The 16,202-nt window shown below is 43.3% G+C and carries 13 protein-coding genes; 10 read left to right on the forward strand and 3 right to left on the reverse strand.

The genetic code is table 11. The annotated features are described in order from the left end of the window. Positions 1–88 precede the first annotated feature (88 nt). The 3 genes from topA to D0T18_RS06265 are packed head-to-tail and all read left to right on the forward strand — an operon-like array spanning position 89 to position 4,920. Complete coding sequence (gene topA, locus D0T18_RS06255) at positions 89–2,935, forward strand: type I DNA topoisomerase (protein WP_116432079.1); 2,847 nt, start codon at positions 89–91, stop codon at positions 2,933–2,935. A gap of 47 nt (positions 2,936–2,982) precedes the next feature. Beyond that, positions 2,983–3,687, forward strand: a complete 705-nt coding sequence (gene tmk / locus D0T18_RS06260) for a dTMP kinase (RefSeq protein WP_162861150.1) — start codon at positions 2,983–2,985, stop codon at positions 3,685–3,687. A 54-nt stretch (positions 3,688–3,741) separates the two neighbouring features. After that, the gene (locus D0T18_RS06265) at positions 3,742–4,920 is read left to right on the forward strand and encodes a DNA polymerase III subunit delta' (RefSeq protein WP_064621982.1); all 1,179 of its coding nucleotides are present in this window, start codon (positions 3,742–3,744) and stop codon (positions 4,918–4,920) included. 12 nt (positions 4,921–4,932) lie between these two features. On the opposite strand, the gene D0T18_RS06270 is transcribed toward D0T18_RS06265, so the two are convergent. Further along, positions 4,933–6,012, reverse strand: coding sequence for a LacI family DNA-binding transcriptional regulator (locus tag D0T18_RS06270; RefSeq protein WP_004108041.1), 1,080 nt, complete (start codon positions 6,010–6,012; stop codon positions 4,933–4,935). A gap of 99 nt (positions 6,013–6,111) precedes the next feature. After that, positions 6,112–6,378, reverse strand: a complete 267-nt coding sequence (locus D0T18_RS06275; RefSeq protein ID WP_004108039.1) for an HPr family phosphocarrier protein — start codon at positions 6,376–6,378, stop codon at positions 6,112–6,114. Between the two features lie 274 nt (positions 6,379–6,652). On the opposite strand from D0T18_RS06275, the gene ptsP reads away from it, so the two are divergent. The 7 genes from ptsP to D0T18_RS06310 all read left to right on the forward strand — a co-directional run bounded on the left by ptsP (position 6,653) and on the right by D0T18_RS06310 (position 15,130). Next, the gene (gene ptsP, locus D0T18_RS06280; RefSeq protein WP_116440691.1) at positions 6,653–8,311 is read left to right on the forward strand and encodes a phosphoenolpyruvate--protein phosphotransferase; all 1,659 of its coding nucleotides are present in this window, start codon (positions 6,653–6,655) and stop codon (positions 8,309–8,311) included. A gap of 104 nt (positions 8,312–8,415) precedes the next feature. After that, complete coding sequence (locus D0T18_RS06285; protein ID WP_004108034.1) at positions 8,416–8,865, forward strand: PTS sugar transporter subunit IIA; 450 nt, start codon at positions 8,416–8,418, stop codon at positions 8,863–8,865. A gap of 63 nt (positions 8,866–8,928) precedes the next feature. Continuing rightward, positions 8,929–9,198: a PTS sugar transporter subunit IIB gene (locus D0T18_RS06290; protein WP_004104746.1), complete on the forward strand. Its 270-nt coding sequence runs from the start codon at positions 8,929–8,931 to the stop codon at positions 9,196–9,198. 116 nt (positions 9,199–9,314) lie between these two features. Next, positions 9,315–10,847, forward strand: coding sequence for a PTS ascorbate transporter subunit IIC (locus tag D0T18_RS06295; RefSeq protein ID WP_012914509.1), 1,533 nt, complete (start codon positions 9,315–9,317; stop codon positions 10,845–10,847). A gap of 222 nt (positions 10,848–11,069) precedes the next feature. Then, positions 11,070–11,621: a YbhB/YbcL family Raf kinase inhibitor-like protein gene (locus tag D0T18_RS06300; RefSeq protein WP_004108030.1), complete on the forward strand. Its 552-nt coding sequence runs from the start codon at positions 11,070–11,072 to the stop codon at positions 11,619–11,621. Positions 11,622–11,732: 111 nt separating this feature from the next. Next, positions 11,733–13,340, forward strand: coding sequence for a C69 family dipeptidase (locus D0T18_RS06305; protein WP_116440692.1), 1,608 nt, complete (start codon positions 11,733–11,735; stop codon positions 13,338–13,340). Positions 13,341–13,612: 272 nt separating this feature from the next. Beyond that, positions 13,613–15,130, forward strand: coding sequence for a formate--tetrahydrofolate ligase (locus D0T18_RS06310; protein WP_162861154.1), 1,518 nt, complete (start codon positions 13,613–13,615; stop codon positions 15,128–15,130). A 174-nt stretch (positions 15,131–15,304) separates the two neighbouring features. On the opposite strand, the gene D0T18_RS06315 is transcribed toward D0T18_RS06310, so the two are convergent. Continuing rightward, complete coding sequence (locus D0T18_RS06315; protein WP_004108020.1) at positions 15,305–16,147, reverse strand: alpha/beta hydrolase; 843 nt, start codon at positions 16,145–16,147, stop codon at positions 15,305–15,307. Between the last annotated feature and the right edge of the window lie 55 nt (positions 16,148–16,202).

Raw genomic sequence — 16,202 nt, forward strand, 5'->3', positions numbered from 1 at the left:
ATAGACGTATAACTTAAGTTGCGATACAGTTAGCGTGAAACATATAGTTCGGAATTATATGTTCGATTGTGTTAGGAAAGGAGCGAATATGGCAGCACAGAATAAGCTAGTCATTGTGGAGTCTCCCACGAAAGCGCGAAAAATTGGCGGGTATTTAGGAAATGGCTACACCGTCATGGCTTCAGTTGGGCATATTCGCGATCTCGCTCAGCCAAGCCAAGTTCCAGCCTCACGCAAAGCAGCGTTTGGCAAGTTTGGTGTAGATGTCGATCATGGTTTTGCGCCATATTACGTAGTTGGCTCAGATAAAAAGAAAACTGTTTCCGATTTAAAGTCTGCGCTCGCAAAAGCTGACGAATTATATCTGGCAACTGATGAGGATCGCGAAGGTGAAGCTATTGCGTGGCACTTGGTAGAAGCGTTGAAGCCAACTGTGCCAGTAAAGCGTATGGTGTTTCATGAGATTACTAAGGATGCAATTCAAGCCTCGCTTAGTAATACTCGAAATGTTGACGACAATATGGTTGATGCGCAAGAAACTCGTCGTGTGTTAGACCGTTTGTATGGATATGAGCTTTCTCCTGTTTTGTGGAGGAAAGTTGGTCCTGGTCTTTCTGCTGGACGCGTGCAGTCTGTTGCTACTAGGTTGATTGTCGAGCGCGAACGCGAGCGTATGGCGTTTACTAAGGCGTCTTACTGGGATATTAGCGCGGTTTTAAGTTCTAAAGGCTCAGATGGCGAAAATGTTGATTTTGAAGCGCGCATGAGCGAGCTTTCTGGTCGTCGTTTGGCTGGTTCTAAAGATTTCAATTCAAAAGGTGAGTTGGTCTCTACAAAAGATGAATCACAAAAAGCTTTGCATGTTGATGCTGATTTTGCATCTAAGCTTTCTAAAGCTCTTGAGAATTCAGATTTTGTAGTTGACTCTATGGAAACGAAGCCGTATCGTCGTCGTCCTTTGCCACCTTTTACTACATCAACTTTGCAGCAAACTGCTGGAAACCGACTTTCAATGAGCTCTCGCCAAACTATGCGAGCTGCACAATCTCTATACGAAAACGGCTATATCACTTACATGCGTACGGATTCCGTAACGCTTTCCAAAGAAGCTATCGAAGCTGCGCGTAGTGCTGCTCGTGCAGCATTTGGCGACGAATATGTTTCGCAATCTCCTAAGCAGTACGCAACTACGTCTGCAGGAGCGCAGGAAGCTCATGAATGTATTCGCCCTGCTGGAGCGCGTTTCTTAAGCCCGGACGAGCTTGCAGATAAATTACCTGCGGATCAGCTAAAATTGTATACGCTTATTTGGCAACGAACCCTTGCGTCACAAATGGCTGATGCTACAGGTTTTACAGCAACTGTTAAGTTAAATGCTTCTGCTGGAGAATATGGAGAAGCTTTGTTCCAAGCTTCTGGAACAGTAATTACTTTTGCTGGTTTTATGAAGGTTTTTGGCAATGCTCATGCAACTGAAGGTGAAAGCGATAAGGCACTTCCTCAAATGCAAGCTGGGGATGTTCTTGAAGCTAAAAGTGTTAGTGCGGATTCTCACGAAACTCAGTCTCCTGCAAGATATACTGAAGCTTCTTTAGTTAAAACTTTGGAAGCTAAGGAAATAGGACGCCCTTCTACTTACGCAACGATTATTTCTACAATTATTGATCGCGGATACGTGTATGAGCGTGGACGTGCGTTAATTCCTTCTTGGCTTGCTTTTGCTGTAATTAAACTTTTGGAAGCGAATTTCCCAAAGTATGTTGATTACGCGTTTACTGCTGATATGGAAAATGGTTTGGACAGAATTGCGCACGGTGAAGAAACCGGTCGCGATTGGCTAACTAGATTCTATTTCGGTTCCGGTGAGGGTGCTGCTAATTCTGCTGATGAAGCTCATATTGGTTTGCAACAGCAGGTTGCAGAGCTTGGTGAAATTGATGCGCGTGAAATAAATACCATAGACATTGGCGATGGTTTGCATGTGCGTATTGGACGCTATGGTCCGTACTTGGAAGACATTAAGAATCTTGATGCTGAAGGCAACCCTCGTCATGCTTCTTTGCCAGAAACTTTAGCTCCAGATGAGTTAACTGTTGATGCTGCTCGAGAATTGCTTGAGAATAATGCTGAAGGTCCACGTGTGCTTGGAGTAGATCCAGAAACGGGTGGGAACGTAGAAGTGCGCAATGGTCGTTTTGGTCCGTACGTGGCACTGGTAGAAGAGCAGGATAACGCGGAAGATTCTAAGTCTTCTAAGGCTTCTAAAGCTCGTCCAAAAATGGCTTCTTTGTTTAAAACCATGGATCCAGCGACTTTGACTTTGCAAGAAGCGTTGCAACTCTTGAATTTGCCACGTTTGGTTGGTGAGTATGAAGAAGTTGATGCCGAAGGCGTTGTAAAACTAGCTCGTATCGAAGCAAATAATGGTCGTTACGGTCCATATTTAACTAAAACATATTCTGCTGTAGATACTTCTGCTGGAGAAACTGTGGAATCTAAGCCGGATACGCGATCCCTTTCTAGTGAAGATGCTATTTTTACTGTTACTTTGCAAGAAGCGAAAGATTTATTTGCGCAACCAAAGTACGTTAAGCGTACTCGTGGTGCCGCCAAGCCGCCTCTTCGTGAGCTTGGCGCAGATCCTGAAACTGGAAAGCCAGTAGTGATTAAGGATGGTTTCTACGGAGCTTATATTACTGATGGTGAAACGAATCGCACTTTGCCAAAGCAGTATACGCCTGAATCGATTGATCCGCAGGATGCGTTTGCACTTTTGGCGCAAAAGCGTGCCGCAGGTCCCGTAAAACGCAAAAAGCGCGCGACTAAGAGCACTGCAAAATCTTCTGAAAAGAAGTCTACTGCGAAAAAATCTACCGCAAAGAAAACTTCTACAAAGAAGACTACTTCAAAGAAATCTACCGCTAAAAAAGCATAGGAATGAAATCTAAAGATTAAATAAACCTTGCATATGGAGTCAAAAATATGGCATCTAAAAATGACGATTTTTCTGGTGGCTGCGCTTGCGGAGGAAACTGCGGCTGCAGAAGTGAGCAATCTTATGCAAATAAAGGCTTATTTATTTCTTTCGAGGGCATTGATGGCGTTGGTAAAACTACGCAAGTTGAGGCTCTTAAGGATTATTTGCAATCTTTGGGGCGAGAAGTTGTAGTGACGCGTGAGCCTGGCGGTACGCAGTTGGGTAAAACTTTGCGCGAAATACTGTTGCATGGCACGAGTGTATCTGCCAGAACAGAAGCTTTGCTTTTTGCTGCGGATCGTGCACAGCATGTTGCGCAAGTGATTCGCCCGGCACTTAGCCGTGGTGCAGTAGTAATAACGGATCGTTATATTGATTCTTCGCTTGCTTACCAAGCAGGCGGTCGCGAATTGACTATGGATGATGTGCGAACTTTAAGTGAGTGGGCAACGGATTCGCTATGGCCTAATCGCACTTATTTGCTAGATATGCAACCGGAAGATGCTTTTAAGCGTTTGCATCGCGAGCAAGATCGCATGGAATCAGCTGGAATAGATTTCGCTCGTCGCACTAGAGAAGCATTTTTAGATTTAGCGCAGGAGTCTGCAGATCGTTATCGCGTATTAGACGCAACGTTCTCGGCGAAATCATTATTTGAACTTATTGTGCAAGACGTACATAACTTAATTGAAGAAATTGAAACTAAATAAAATGGCGAACTTTATAAAGTGAAGAAGTAGAGAAGCTATGCAGGGGGTGAAGCGATGAGTGTGTGGGATAGCGTTATTGGGCAAGAACAGGTAGTTTCGCGATTGCGAAACATTGCTTGTGCGGACGCTAGCAAAATAGCGCAATCTTGGCTGATTTGCGGATCTGCTGGCTTCGGTAGTGCGCAAGTTGCGCGCGCTTTCGCTGCAGCTCTCGAAAGTCCGGATCATGGAGAAGGCAGTGATGGAATTAGTGGCGAAGGTGAGCTTAGTAAAACTGCCAAAGAAGTTTTAGCAGGATCGCATCCTGATGTGCATACGCTTGCAACAAAAGGCGTAACTCTTAGCATTGACGATGTGCGTGAGGCAATTGGGATTTCTGAGCAGATGCCTAGCACTGCTCCTTGGCGAATCATAATTATTGAAGATGTTGACCGAATGTTGGAACGTAGCACGAACGTTCTTCTTAAAGAGATTGAAGAGCCAAGTGAGCATACGATTTGGCTTTTATGCGCTTCAAGTGTTATGGATGTGCTTCCAACAATTCGTTCGCGTACACAACTTGTGCAATTAGCTACTCCAAACGAGCAGTCTATAGCAGAATATCTTACTAAAAAAACGGATGCGGATAATAAGCTAGCGAGTCGTGCAGCCAGGCTTTCTCAAGGAAATATAGCAACTGCTTTTATTTACGCAAGCGATGAGCGTGCTTTAAGTAGGCGAGATGAGCTTGTTGCAGGATTGCTTCGTATGCATGATGCTGCCGACGCAATTATGCTTGCTGCAATGCTTATTGACGATGCAAAGGCACAAGCAGAAGATGAGGTTCAGCGAAATGTTGAGGATCAACAAAAAGAATTTCGCAGAATTAACGGATTAGGCGATGAGGATCGCATTCCGCCCAAATTGCGCGCAAACTACAATGCAATTGGAAAAAAGGATGATGTAAAACGTAAAGTAACTCGTGTAAGCCGTGACGTGTTATGCCGTTCTCTTGACGCAATCGATAGCGTGTATAGAGACGTTTTAGTTGTTATTAACGACGCGCAAAAGTCTTCGCCAATTATAAATCAGGAATACAAGTCTAGAATTGTCCAGTTGGCACAAAGCATGACAGCAAGTAGAGCCTTGGATTGCGTTGACAGTATTGCTACTGCTCGTCGTCGGCTTTCGAGAAATGGTAACGCAACTCTTGTTTTTGAAGCGCTATTTTGCTCACTTTTGCAAAGTCAATAAAATGCAAAAGTATCATATCCTCCACGGAAGTGACATATCGCTTGTGCCTATTCTTGGTGAATTTGTTGATTCGCGTCGCATGATTTCTGGTCTAAACTCCATATGTGCAGGTAACCAATGTTGCTCTGATTTGTTGACAGCGGTTAGGCGGATTGCTTCGCGTGCAATTTGCTGGTACGGAGGACGGATTGAAGAAAGCTTTGGTTCAGATATTTCTGCCTGTCTGCTATCTCCGTAACCTATTACGAGAACATCCTGCGGAACTTGCAAAGAAAGCTCATCTAAAGCTAGAAGTGCTCCAAGTGCGACAGCGTCATTTGCGCAAATAACAGCGTCTGGTTTGCGAGATTGCTTAGCAGTAGAATCAGAAAAAAGCCGCATTGTATCCTTGAATCCACGTTGATAAGTAAGTTCTCCAAAAGTTGTCCAATCTGGCTCAGAAAGTAAACTTAATCGGCTTGCAGCAGTCTGAAAATTGGCAAATAGGTTTGCGCTTTGTGTGGAGTCAACATTTCCACTTAAATAAGCAATATTATGGGCATCGTGATGCGAAAGATGTATTAAAGCAGCTTCCATCATTGATTCTTGATCCATGCCAACCCAATTGACGTGGAATGAAGTAGCAGTGCCACCAATTTGCACAATGGGAAGATTGTCAACGTAGTTTTCAAGTGTTTTTGTTAAATCACTATTGTTAGATGGCATGACAATAAGACTGTCAACATTATGACCGATAAGCTCTTCTATGCGTTCTTCTTGAGCTTCTGCGTCTTTTCCAGTTCCAACAAGAAGTATTTTATCTATTTCATGAGCTGCTTCATCCAATGCAGAAAGCATATTTACACTGAATGAATCATCTACGTTGCTTGTGCCTATTACTACGCCGATTGTATTAGTTGTGTCACTTCTTAATGCGCTTGCTGCATAATTTACTGAATAATTAAGCTGCTCTGCAGCTTTTCTTACGCGTTTTGCAATATCGTCATCTTTGGCTCGTCTACCAGAAAGTACACGAGATACTGTTGCAATTGAAACTTTTGCAAGAGCTGCTACATGAGTTATGGAGGCGTTTTGATTAGTTTGATTTGTCATATTTGCCCCCGAATAAGTGCGGTGCTGTAATTATTGGTAAACAGCACCGCAAATTGAATATTATTTATTTGTCAGTTTATGTACACTTATTTATTTATATTATTCGCCTTTCGTGACTACATCGACAAGATTGTTAGCTACATTTTCAGCGTCTTCACCATCAACGGTAATTGTGATTGAATCTCCTTTAGTAATACCCAATCCCATAATTGAAAGAATGCTATTCGCACTTACAGGGGTACCTTCGCCTTTCGCAATCGTTACAATGCAATTTGAGGACATCGCGGCTTGAGAAAATTCTGACGCTGGGCGAGCATGTATTCCAACTGGGTCTTCAATAGTAACAGTACGAGTTGCAATTGCCATTTTTTCTCCTTTGAATAATAATTAACAAATTCTGCTTTTATTTTTATTTTTCATATAAAAGCAAACCATATTTTTTCTTAAGGTTTTTTTGTTTGCTATTTTCAACATTAAGTGTAGCATAATTAATTGAAAAATACAGAAAACGTTTTCACTTGTTGTAACAACGTTTTTAATGGTGTATAGTTTCATTAGTAAGAAACGTTTACCTACAAGAAATGCTTATGCGGCGTTGCGGCCGTAATAAAGTTTCTAAACCTAAAGGAGGGTTTTAAGTATGGTAATCACTGGTGTTGGCATTGGGCGCTCGATGGCATATGGTGAAGTATTGTGTATGGCACCTGCTTTGCATGAGCCAGAGGATTCTCCTCGTGCTGTTAGTGTGTTGGCTGAGGATGCAAAAAAGGCTGTTAAAAATGCTTTAGATGAAGTAAATAAAGACCTAAACCATCGTGCAAGTGAGGCTCTTGAAGCAAAGGATGAGGGGACTCGAAAAGCAGCACCAATTATGCAAGCTCTTGCACAGATGGCATCGGATCCAGCGTTAATAAGTGCAATTGAATCTGGTATTGATAAGGGGAAAACAGCGGAACGTGCCACTTGGGAAGGGTTCGCACAATTTGAAGACATGTTGCGTAATCTTGGTGGTTACATGGCTGAGCGTGCAGGAGATTTGCATGATGTTGGCCAGCGTGTTATTGCATCTTTGATTGGTGTTGAAGCTCCTGGGGTGCCGGAAAGTGATTCGCCTTTTGTGCTGGTTGCTAGGGATCTTTCACCTGCTGATACAGCTTCACTTGATTTAAGCAAGGTTCAGGCAATTGTCACTCTTGATGGTGGTCCTACAAGTCACACTGCTATTCTTGCTCGTGCTCGTGGAATTGTTGCTGTTGTTGGAGCACACGATGCCTCTCAGCTGAAGAATCATCAAATTGTTGTAGTAGATGCCGTTAATGGTCATGTTATAAGCAGTCCTAGTGAAGAAGAGATCGCGCATGTTAAAGAGTCTCGTGAGCGTTTAAGCCGCGCTCGTGAATTGCGTGGATTGCCTGGAAGTACAAAAGATGGTCATTTGATTCCTCTTTTGGCAAATGTAGGAAAGCCCTCAGATGCCGTAACTGCTCATGAGTATGGAGCAGAAGGAGTAGGTCTATTCCGAACGGAATTTCTGTTTATTGGTAACGAGCAACCGCCTAGTATAGAAGAACAAACAGAATCTTATACAGAGTTACTATCTCAGTTTGAAGGCAAGAAAGTTGTTATTCGATTGCTTGATGCTGGAGCAGATAAACCGTTACCATTCTTGACTCCTGAAGATGAACCAAATCCTGCCCTCGGACTTCGAGGTTTGCGTACTCTAAGACAGCATATGGATGTTCTAGATGGTCAGCTGGAGGCATTATCTCGTGCTGATGCTGTGACGAATGCTGACTTATGGGTGATGGCTCCAATGGTTTCAGACGAACATGAAGCAGCATATTTTGTAAAACTTGGTAAATCTAAAGGTCTTAAAAAGGTTGGCATTATGGCAGAGGTGCCTTCTATCGCTCTTGTTGCCGAGGAGGTTGCTCAAGTTGCTGATTTTGTATCTATCGGAACGAATGATTTGACGCAATACACTCTTGCAGCAGATAGAACCCTTGGGTCTGTTTCTAATTATCAAACTGCTTGGCACCCTGCAGTGTTGCGCGCGATCAAAATGATTGCAGACGCTGGTAACGCACATGGTATGCCAGTCGGAGTGTGTGGAGAAGCTGCAGCAGATCCAGACTTAGCGATTGTTCTTACAGGTCTCGGTATTAACTCGCTTTCTATGACGCCAGTTGCTTTGGACGATGTTCGAGCAGAACTTGCTCAAACTACATTTGATGAAGCTAAAGCTAAAGCTCATGAGGCTTTAGCTGGAAAGTTCTACCACTCAATCATGCAAGAATAAGCCAAGGGAGTAATTCAAAATATGATCGTTACGAAGAACATTAAAAATTCGATTACCAATCAGAAATAATCAAGAATAATTAACATGCTTAGAAAAGAGAAAATATGAGTGCTGATATTGATGAGCTTCTCCCGGATTCTGCAGTAAACCTTGATATTGCAGCGAAAGATTGGCGTGATGCTATTTGTCTTGCGGGCAATGCTTTGAAGGAGTCTGGCTTTACTACTGATGAATATACGGATCAGATGATTGAAACAGTTGAAAAAATGGGTCCGTATATTGTTATTGCCCCAGGCTTGGCTTTGGCGCATTCGCGCCCGTCGGAAGCAGTGTTAAAAAGTGGTTTGAGCTGGATTCGTTTAAGTACGCCCGTTAAATTTGGTAACACTGCCAACGATCCGGTCTCTTTAGTAATTGGTCTTGCAGGTCACGATGAAAATGAGCATATTGGCGTTATGTCCGCGGTTGCTGCAGCTTTGTCTAATCCTGTGAAGACTAGAGAACTTGCGCAAGCAAAAAACGCTAAAGAAATTCGCGCAATTCTTAAAAGTTAAATACTAAAGAATTAGCTAATTTTGCAAAATTAAAAAAATACAACTCAACGAAAGAGGTTATCTATGAATATTCTATGTGTATGCGGAAACGGCATTGGCACGTCTGTACTTTTAAAAATCAATGTTGAGGCTGCGGCAGCAGACTTAGGTCTTGATGTTACAGTTACTACTTCCGATGCTGGAAGTGCAAAAGGTACTGCCAATATGAATGATCTTGTGCTCACTTCTCCTCAGCTTGCTCCAGAGCTTGAGGGCACTACCACTCCTGTAGAAACAATTGAAAATTTCATGGATGTTGAAGAGGTGAAGGGTGTGCTTGAGCGTTACGCATAAATTATGTGTAACAAATAAACGTTTGATTATGCTGATTGCGTGCTTACTGCTTTGGCATAGTCATACTGTTATTTCATGCGCTATTCGCTTTTTCTAAATAAAAAGAAGGAAATAAGATGAACATTGTAGTTCAGGTTTTAAATTTCATAAGTCAGCAGATTTTGAATGTGCCGGCTTATTTGATTGGTATTATTGCAGCAATCGGTCTTATCGCACTCAAGCGTAGTGCAGGACAGGTGATTGCAGGTGGCTTAAAAGCTGCTATGGGTTACCTCATTTTGGGTGCAGGTGCTGGCGTTGTTGTTGGCGCTCTTGCTCCATTTGGTGACTTGGTTTTGAAGTCTACTGGTGCTCATGGTGTTGTACCTACAAATGAGGTTATTACTGCTCAGGCTGCAGGTCAGTACGGTGCTACTTCTGCGTACATTATTGTGCTCAGCTTCGTTCTTATGCTTCTTGCTGCACGCTTTACTCCTCTGAAGTACATATTCTTGACTGGTCACCACATGGTGTTCATGTCTATGCTTTTGGCTCTAGTTCTTTCCGTTGGTTTTGGCGCAAGCAACCAGTTGCTTATTGTTATTGTCGGCTCTGTCATTATGGCAACGGTTATGGTTGTTCTGCCAGCTTTTGCGCAGCCTTTTATGAACCGTATTACTGGTAGCGATAAGCTCTCGATTGGTCACTTTAACTCCTTAAGTTACATTGTTTCTGGTGCTGTTGGTGCTGCTGTTGGTAAGAAGTCTAAGTCTACTGAAGATATCAACTTCCCTAAGGGATTGAGCTTCTTGCGTGATTCAATGGTCTCCACGACTTTGTTGATGGTTGTGCTGTATTTGGTATTCGCAGTGTGGGCTTCGGTTGTGTTGCCAGTAAAGGAACTCTTCAAGATTTTCGCGTCTCATCCTACGGACTATAGTGCCTTCTACATGGCGGCTTTTGCTCAGGCTTTGCAATTTGGAATTGGTGTTAGTGTCATCCTCTACGGCGTTCGTATTATTTTAGGTGAATTGGTTCCTGCATTCCAGGGTATTGCTAACAAGGTCGTTCCAGGCGCTCGTCCAGCATTGGATATTCCAATCGTATTCCCATACGGTGCTAATGCTTCTCTTATTGGCTTCTTGTCTTCCTTCGTTGGAGGTCTTGTAGCTCTCGGACTTATTGCAATTTGGATGGGTCCAGCTTGGGGATTGGCATTAATTCTCCCAGGAATGGTGCCTCACTTCTTCGATGGTGGTGGTGCAGGCGTGTTTGGTAATGCAACCGGTGGTCGTCGTGGTGCTATTCTCGGTGGTTTTATTAACGGTTTAATTATTACATTCCTTCCAGCAGTATTGCTTACTGTTATGGGTTCCTTCGGCTTGGCAAACTCCACCTTCGGCGATGCTGACTTTGGTTGGATTGGTACTGTTGTGGGTAACTTCGCTCACCTCGGTGCTGGCGTTGGTGCTATAAGCTTGATTATTGTTGCTGTTATTCTGTTTGCCTTGGCTTGGGTATGGCAGGTTAAGGTTGTTAACACTGGCTGGCTTCCTGCAGTAAAGCATGCTGAGTTCATTGAAGAAATTAAGAAGCAAGAGCGTGCTGCTAAGAAAGCAGCTATGGCAGCTAAGGCTGCTGAAACTCATGAGGAGGCTGTTACAAAATAAATAGAGTACGGTAAAAAATTACATTTTAGTTAATGCGCCCAGTTTAGATTTTTCTGGGCGCACGTTTTATATTGACCGTCAAATTATGCAGTTAGCGTTGTTTCTGTAGTGTTTTTTGCTTGAGCGTCACAATCTGCTTGAACAATTAAATTACGTGAACGTTTGCGTTTATTTGTTACTCGCGCAGTTGATTAGTGTTGTGTAATGGTAGATACTTAAATTATGAATATTTCTACAGATTTCACTACTGTTCCAGACGATTATTCTAAAGCTGCGCCGGAGCAGAATAAAATCAATGGAATTCCAGTAGTTTCGTTTCCATTTTATATAGATAAATTGCCATCTTTCGTGCATTATTTGCATTGGCGTTTTGTTGACGACGACGCAATACCGGTATGCGGTTTTGAGTGGATTCACTGGACTGCTGCAAACGTGCCTGTTGAAGCGTTAATGTTTGATTTTAACGATTCTCACGCTTTGCAAATACCGGAAGATTTTTCTCGCACGATGACTTCTATGATTCCAGAAGCGCTTCAAGGACGTAACTCGCAAGCTAGCAGATTTATTGGTTGCACTGATCCAGCAATTACTATGCGTTACAACGGCCCGCAGCCTCCTGATAAAGATCACGAATACATGTTTGAAGTTTTTGGTACAGAAAAGCCTTTGCCAAACCTTAAACCGGGATTCTATATGAATGAATTGTTGCGTGAAGTAAGAAACGTAACTTCAGGTGTAGATGCTGATGGCATGTTCCTTACTGGTAAAGCCTAAACGCAAGCACGAGGGCAACCAATTAGGTCAGCAGTTAACGCCTAAGCGTTAGAATCAAACAGTAATAAATCTAAAAATAAAATATAAAATCTAAAAACAGAGGATGCAAATATGGCATGCACAACAATTCTTGTTGGTCGAAAAGCAAGCTACGACGGATCTACGCTTATTGCGCGTAACGAAGACTCCGCAAATGGCGAATTTAATCCAAAGCGCTTAGTGGTAGTAAAGCCGGAAGATCAACCTCGCGTTTATAAGTCTGTTCTTAGCCACGTAACAGTTGAGTTGCCGGATAATCCAATGCAATACACAAGCGTGCCAAACGCAGACTTGCGCGAAGGAATTTGGGGAGAAGCTGGCGTTAACGAAGCAAACGTTGCAATGAGCGCAACTGAAACGCTTACATCCAACGAGCGTGTGTTAGGCGCAGATCCAATGGTTGAGCTTCAAAAAGCGCAAGGCAAAGTTGGGGATGCTGACTATAAGCCGGAAGTGCCGGGTGGAATTGGTGAAGAAGACTTCTTAACGCTTGTTTTGCCTTATATTCGTAGCGCTCGCGAAGGTGTTGAGCGTTTGGGCGCATTGCTTGAAAAGTACGGCACTTATGAGATGAATGGCGTTGCATTTTCGGATGTGAACGAGATTTGGTGGTTTGAAACTGTCGGTGGTCATCATTGGATTGCTAAGCGTGTGCCGGATGAAGCTTATGTTGTTATGCCAAACCAGCTTGGAATTGACGAGTTCGATTTAGATGATGCTTTTGACACTCAAGAGGAGCATATGTGCTCGGCTGATTTGCTTGAGTTTATTGAAGAAAATTACTTGGATTTGTCGGTTGAAAACGCTTCTCCTTTCAATCCTCGCGACGCTTTCGGCTCTCATTCGGATGCCGACCACGTTTACAACACTCCTCGTGCATGGTTCATGGAGCGCTTCTTGAATCCGTATGACGAAGTGTGGGATGGTAAAGACGCTGATCATCGTCCGGACAGCAACGATATTCCTTGGGCTCGCCAGCCTGAGCGCAAGGTAACAATTGAAGACGTTAAGTACGTTTTGAGCTCTCACTATCAGGGCACTGAGTATGATCCTTACGGCAAGCTTGGAGATGAGCATACTCGTCACATGTTGCGTCCAATCGGCATTAACCGTCAAAGCGAGCTTGCTGTAATGCAAATCCGCCCTTACATGCCGGAAGCAATGCGTGCAATTCAGTGGATTACTTACGGTTCTAATCCTTTCAATTCTTTGATTCCGTTCTATCCAAACGTAAATCGCACTCCAAAGTATTTGGAAGATACGACTACTCGCGTAACAAGCGAAAACTTCTATTGGGAGAATCGCATTATTGCTGCTCTTGCGGATGCCGCATTTAACGATACTGCAAATTCGATTGAGCGCTACCAGGAAGTTGTCGGTTCCCTTGGTCACGCAATGGTCAAGTCTACGGATGCTGCCGTGGCAGATCTTCTTGGCGTTGATTTGGCTGATTACGAGCCAGAGCGTGAAGGTGATGAAGGTGAAGATTACGATGATTTAGTTCGCGATCCTGAAGCTATTATTGCAGAGCTCCGTAACGACAAAGTGCGTGAGGCTTTGGCTGAAGCAAATGACGACATGGCAGCAAAGTTGAAGAAAGAAACCGATTCTTTGCTTGACACAGTTCTGTACATCACTAGCATGCGTATGAAGAATGGTTTTAATCGTTCCGATCACTGAAATGCAATTAAATAAGTTTTCTCGTAATTGATATGGAAAAACTTACGAAAATAATTTAATAACTCAGATGCCTTCCTAAGAAATGAACTTTTTATTTCATGTGGAAGGCATTTTTGTTATCTTTTGTTATTTTGCTATAGACGTTGCTAATAGCGCGTATAGATATTGCGTGTGGTGCCTATGCTGCGAACAAACAATCGTATAGTATGAATCATGTAATTAACATTATCCGCATGCATAGTTGTGCCAATATGCCTATGAAAGAGGGGTACATGAGCATTCTTGATTCATACACTACAACATTCGGTTTGGTTAAAAAAATTGATGCCTTTGGGTACTTGGATTATTTAAAGCAACATCCAGAGGAGCCTAGGAAGCGCGGTAAAGTTCTGCTTGTTACTGCTGATACTCCTTTGAAAGCTTCTCGCGGAGAAGGTAAAACGACTACAACTATTGCGTTGGTTGATGCTTTGCGTGAGCGAGGTGTGGACGCAGCTGCAGTTCTTCGTCAGCCAAGCATGGGCATTACAGCTGCTGGTTCTAAAGGTGGTGCAAGTGGTGGCGGTAAGTCTTCGCTTTCTCACCCTGAGTTGATTGACTGGGGTTTGTGTGGTGAAATGGCTGCTATTGCTTGCGCGCAGAATTTGCTTGTGTCGTTTGCGGAAAAAGCAGTCGACGAGGGTGCCCTTGATACTATTTTAGTTCCTCGAGTTAGCGAAGTTCCTTCGCGATCTTTGCGAAGCATTGCTGTTGATTTTGGCAAGGGGACTGTTCCTGAGCGCGTCGTTTTGACGCCAACTTGCGAGCTCATGCAAATCGTAGTGTTGTCGCGCAGTATGGACGAGATTTCTCATCGTGTTTCTTCAATGATTGCTGGCACAAAAGACGGTAAGCCTGTTCAGTTTGGCGAGTTTGTGGATTTGTGGCGAATCACCAATATTCTTGTCGACGCTGTAAAGCCTGCTAAAACTGAGACGATTAATGGTTCTCCAATTTACGTTCATTGTGGCCCGTTTGCGAACGTTTCGCTTGGTATTCCAAGCCTTGTAAGTGTTGAAATGGCTTGCGCTGAGCATGATGTTGTGGTTGTAGAAGCAGGTTATGGTACGGATGCTGGTGCTCAAAAGTGGTTAGATATTGCTGCTCGCGAGTTTGGTGCAAAGTGGCCTGCTGCTGCAGTTGTAGTTACTCGCGCAACTACTTGGCGAGATGACGAAACTTTGGCTTGGCGTTACCCATTCCATGTTTCTCGTTTGGAATCTCTTAATATCCCTACGTTCCCGTTGATTAATTTGTGGGAAGGTGAAGATAATCAAGTTCCTGAATTGTTGGAACAAGCTAAGTCTTTAGGATTCAGAAAGCCGATTGTTGGCAATTTATTCCGCGATGGTGGCGATGGTTTGGCAAATCAGCTGGACGATTTTGTGTCTGCAATAACTGATGATGTTGAAACGAAAGTTCCAGAAAGTAGGCGTGGAAAGACGCTTAGGGAGCGAATTAACTTGCTGTGCGCAGAAGCTTACGGTGTTCCTACTGAGCGTGTGATCGATAAAGCAGGTTTTGCTGATTCATTGAAAGAAGCGCAGAATTTGTGTGCAAATTCTGGAGTTGTTTTCGATGGCCTCGCGCTTGTTGCTGTAAAGTCGCCAGCAACTATGACTGACGATGATCATGCACCTGAAGATTCTCGCACTGTGACATTGAAGAAAGTGGAAGTTCACGCTGGAGCTGGAGTTGTGCAAGTAAATCTCACATCTTCACTAACTACTCCAATGCCAAAAATAGTGTGAAATATTAATAGTGTGATTTTCTCTTAAATATTGAGATTAATTAAAATTACTTATTAATAGCAAGTAACAAAACGTCGTCGACATATCAATCATGGTGTGTGGGCGACGTTTTGTTTTTGCTTTGTTTACCAAATGGGTTAAAAAGGGAACAAACGCGGGAGAGTTGAAGTTAAATTACGCAAAAGTGCGATGCAACCAATCGCAAGCAAGCTTAACCCACTGCTGAACTTCTGGCTGCACAAATTCAGTAAGCACATTTCCGTTTTCGTCGCGTTTTGCTGTTTCTTTAACTGCCAAAGCTAAGCCGTGAGGTCCTTTAGGGAACAGGTGCGCTTCAACACTTACTCCAGCTTCAACGCAAGCGTTCACAAACATTATTGAATTTTCTACTGGAACTGTTTGATCAGTAATGGTTTGCCATACAAATACAGGTGGAGTTTTACGATCCACGTGATTTTCCAGCGAAAGTTTATTGACAAGTTCAGTTCGCTCTTCGTTGCTAACTTCTCCAAATAGACGATCGAACGTTGGCTTATGCGCATATTTCCCAGCAGAAATAACAGGATATGCGAGCATAAGAGCATTTGGTCGCACGTCATCAGCAGCATACCCGTTTGCTTCCTCAACTTCGTCGCTAACGCTAGTTGCAAGGTTTGCAGCCACATGCCCTCCAGCGGAGAATCCAATAATTGCAACTTTTTGCGCATCTACGTGCCATTCTTTTGCGTTTTTGCGAATTAAGCTCATCGCTTCTGCTGCTTCTAAAAGCTGAGTTGGGTATGTGCTTGGAGTAAGCGAGTATCGCAACACAAAAGTGTGGAATCCTTCTGCAGCAAACTTCATGGCAACAGGCTCTGCCTCACGATTCGATACGCGCAAGAAGCCACCGCCTGGCAAAATTAGAATTGCAGGACGGTTTTGCAAGCCTTTGCTATCTAAATTATCGTCTAAAATATACCCAATAAGCTGCGCATCGCTTCCATCTATACTTTTTATTTTCTGATTTATAATCTTCATAGTGTCTCTTTTCGTTTCGCTTATATTGCAATTACACTAAGCATAATTCTAATCA

It is taken from the genome of Gardnerella swidsinskii, assembly GCF_003397705.1.
In the GTDB taxonomy this organism is placed as follows: domain Bacteria; phylum Actinomycetota; class Actinomycetes; order Actinomycetales; family Bifidobacteriaceae; genus Bifidobacterium; species Bifidobacterium swidsinskii.